2 protein-coding genes and 1 pseudogene are annotated in these 2,813 nt (G+C 70.6%); 2 read left to right on the top strand and 1 reads right to left on the bottom strand.

Annotated features, from left to right (window positions below; all coding sequences use genetic code 11):
* Positions 1 to 1,245: alpha/beta hydrolase (locus CCN39_RS47275; RefSeq protein ID WP_143264458.1), on the bottom strand; the 1,245-nt coding region annotated here is incomplete at its 3' end.
* A gap of 304 nt (positions 1,246 to 1,549) precedes the next feature.
* Here CCN39_RS47275 and CCN39_RS47270 point away from each other — a divergent pair.
* Together CCN39_RS47270 and CCN39_RS47265 are read left to right on the top strand one after the other, a co-directional pair.
* A complete protein-coding gene (locus tag CCN39_RS47270) occupies positions 1,550 to 2,512 on the top strand; it encodes a TerC family protein (protein ID WP_086853657.1) in 963 nt (320 codons plus the stop codon).
* A gap of 51 nt (positions 2,513 to 2,563) precedes the next feature.
* Positions 2,564 to 2,813, top strand: a pseudogene (locus CCN39_RS47265) (PD40 domain-containing protein); the annotation flags it as partial.

Here is a 2,813-nt window from a genome sequence, read left to right as displayed (position 1 = left end):
GACCGACGGCGTCCCGTTGGCGCGCAGGGTGCCCTGGACGTCGTAGCTGAAGCCGGTGCCCGGGTCGCCGCCGTCCAGTGCCGTCTTCAGGAAGTCGGCGATCTTGGCGCGCAGCTGCGGACCGGGCTTGCCGCCGTCGTGACCGCCGGTGTACCAGATCGTCCGCACCTTGCCGCCCGCCGCGGTGATCTGCCGGGCGTTCGCGTCGGACTGGTCGAGGCCGAACAGCGTGTCGCTCTCGCCCTGCACCAGCAGCGTCGGCACGGTGACCTTGCCCGTGACGGACGCGGGGGAGACGCGGCGCAGCAGGTCGACGCTCGCCTGGCTCGCCTGCCCGGTGGTGCCGAGTTCGGTGTAGGCGCGGCAGACCGCGGCGGTGAACCGGCCACAGGGGTCGGCCGGTGCGTTCCGCGGCCCGCCCGCGCCCGGCGGCCCGGCGGGCAGCGCGGCCCCCGCGGCGGCAGCGGTCCCGGCGGCGCCGGTGGATCCGGTGTCGGTCTCCTGCCCGGCTTCCGGCGCTTCGGCGGACGGCGAGCCGCTCGCCGCGGCGCCCGAGCCGGCCGAGAAGAAGATGCCGGCCCAGCTCTTCTTGAAGACGCCGTCGGTCGAAAAGGCACCGGCGGACGGGGTGCCCGGGGCGGCGGACGCGGGCGTGGCCGCGTTCGGGATCAGGCCCTGGGCCAGGTCGTTGTAGGTGATCACGGGCGCGATCGCGTCGACGCGCTTGTCCGTGCCGGCCAGCAGCAGCGACAGCGCGCCGCCGTAGGAGGCGCCGGTGACGGCGACCTTCGGGTCGCCCTGGGCGTCGAGGGTCACCTGGTGCTGCGCGACGAGCCGGTCGATCAGGCGGCTCGCGTCGGCGACCTCGCCGTCCGGGTCGTTGAGCCCGATCTTGCCGGTGCTCTTGCCGAAGCCGCGCGCGGACCACGTCATCACGACGAAGCCCTTCCGCGCGAGCTCACGGGCGTCCTCGGCGACGCTGTTCTTGTCCCCGCCGAAGCCGTGCGCGAGCAGCACCGCCGGTGCGGGCACGCTCGCCGGGAGGTAGGTGGTCGTGTCGATCTTGACCTGCTCGGCCGAGCCGGGGGCGGCGGGCAGGTCGAGCAGGGCGTCCTGGGTGGGCACGGCAGGCGGGGCCGTGTCGCGCGTCGCCCAGAGGACGGTCGCGGCGGCGAGCACCGCCACGACGGCGCCGAGCGCCGTGAGGCGGGCCCGGCGGGTGCGCGGGAGCGGGAGTCGGGGCACGACGTGACCGTAGGTGAAGTTTCCTGAGAGTGTCCTCCGCGGCTCACAGTGATCACACGTTTCGGACCACCTGGTGGACCGAAGTGACCGGAATTACACGACCAACACGGTGACGTGCGCTATCCCGGCTGGCGCTCGGCCGGGGGGAACCGGCAAACTGGACGCGCTGTGAGGGGAGTATTCCTTCGCGGCGGTGTCGTCAGCACGGTGGCCCTGCGCCCCCGGCACCGTCGGCCGGTGGTTCCACCGGCGGAAGAGACCTCCGGTTAGTTGCTGCTGCGCACTATCCGGAGGTTCGAGTTCCATGACTGTCCCCCTGTGGCTGTGGATCGCCACGATCGGTGGCCTGCTTGCGCTGATCGCGCTGGACCTGGTCATCGTCGATCGCAAGCCGCACGAAGTGACCACGGGGGAAGCGGCTCGCTGGGTCATTTTCTACGTCTCGTGCGCGATCGTCTTCGGCATCGGCGTGTGGGTCTTCGCCGGGCACGACCCGGGTGTCGAGTTCTTCACCGGGTACATCACCGAGTACTCGCTGAGCGTCGACAACCTGTTCATCTTCATGATCATCATGAGCTCGTTCAAGGTGCCCGCCATCCACCAGCACCGCGTGCTGCTGGTCGGCATCCTGCTCGCGCTCGGCATGCGGAGCGTCTTCATCGCCATCGGCGCCGCGCTGATCGCCCAGTTCGTCTGGGTGTTCTTCCTGTTCGGCGCGATCCTGATCTGGACCGCGGTCAGCATGCTGCGCGGCAAGGGTGAGGAAGAGGAGTACCACGAGAACGCCGTCACCCGGCAGGTCCGCAAGTTCGCCCCGGTGACCGACGACTACCACGGCCACCACTACACGGTGAAGATCGACGGCAAGCGGATGATCACCCCGATGCTGCTGGTGATCGTGGCCATCGGCTCGGCGGACCTGCTCTTCGCCGTCGACTCCATCCCGGCGATCTTCGGCATCACGCAGGAGGCGTTCCTCGTCTTCACCGCCAACGCCTTCGCGCTGATGGGCCTGCGGCAGCTGTACTTCCTGCTCGGCGGCCTGGTGACCAAGCTCGTCTACCTCAGCTACGGCCTCGCGGTGATCCTCGCCTTCATCGGCGCGAAGCTGTTCCTGCACGCGCTGCACGAGTACCACGTCGTCCCGGACTGGCTGGACATCAACAACTGGGTCTCCCTCGGGGTGATCGTCGTCGTGCTCACCGTGACCACGGTGGCCAGCCTGGCGAAGGCCCGGCGCGACGAGCGCAAGCAGGTCGCCGCGTGAGACCTCGCGAAACTCGTTCGCACCGCTAAGGAATTCCGGTACGGTCGGGACGTGCGTCCTGCCGACATCGAAGCCCTCGTCGTCCCCGGCCGTCCCGCCCTGCGCGGGAACCTGCTGCTCACGGCGCTGAAGAGACCGGATCTCCGTGCGAACGCCACGCACGGCGAGATCCGGCGCGTGGCGCTCGACGGCGGTGAGTCGGCGTGGACCCACGGTCCGCGCGACTCGGCCCCGGCGATCTCGCCGGACGGGCGCTGGGTGGCGTTCCTCCGCGCGGGGGAGGGCAAGGGCGCCGACGGCA

Origin of the sequence: Amycolatopsis kentuckyensis, assembly GCF_002155975.1 — a bacterium.
Taxonomy (GTDB): Bacteria; Actinomycetota; Actinomycetes; order Mycobacteriales; family Pseudonocardiaceae; genus Amycolatopsis; species Amycolatopsis kentuckyensis.
The sequence above is the reverse complement of the archived record's forward strand: the minus strand, read 5'-3'. Positions and strand labels throughout refer to the sequence as shown.

Bases quoted from the DNA above. Each gene is read 5' to 3' on its own strand.
- CCN39_RS47270 (WP_086853657.1), top strand. From the start codon at position 1,550: ATGACTGTCCCCCTGTGGCTGTGGATCGCCACGATCGGTGGCCTGCTT.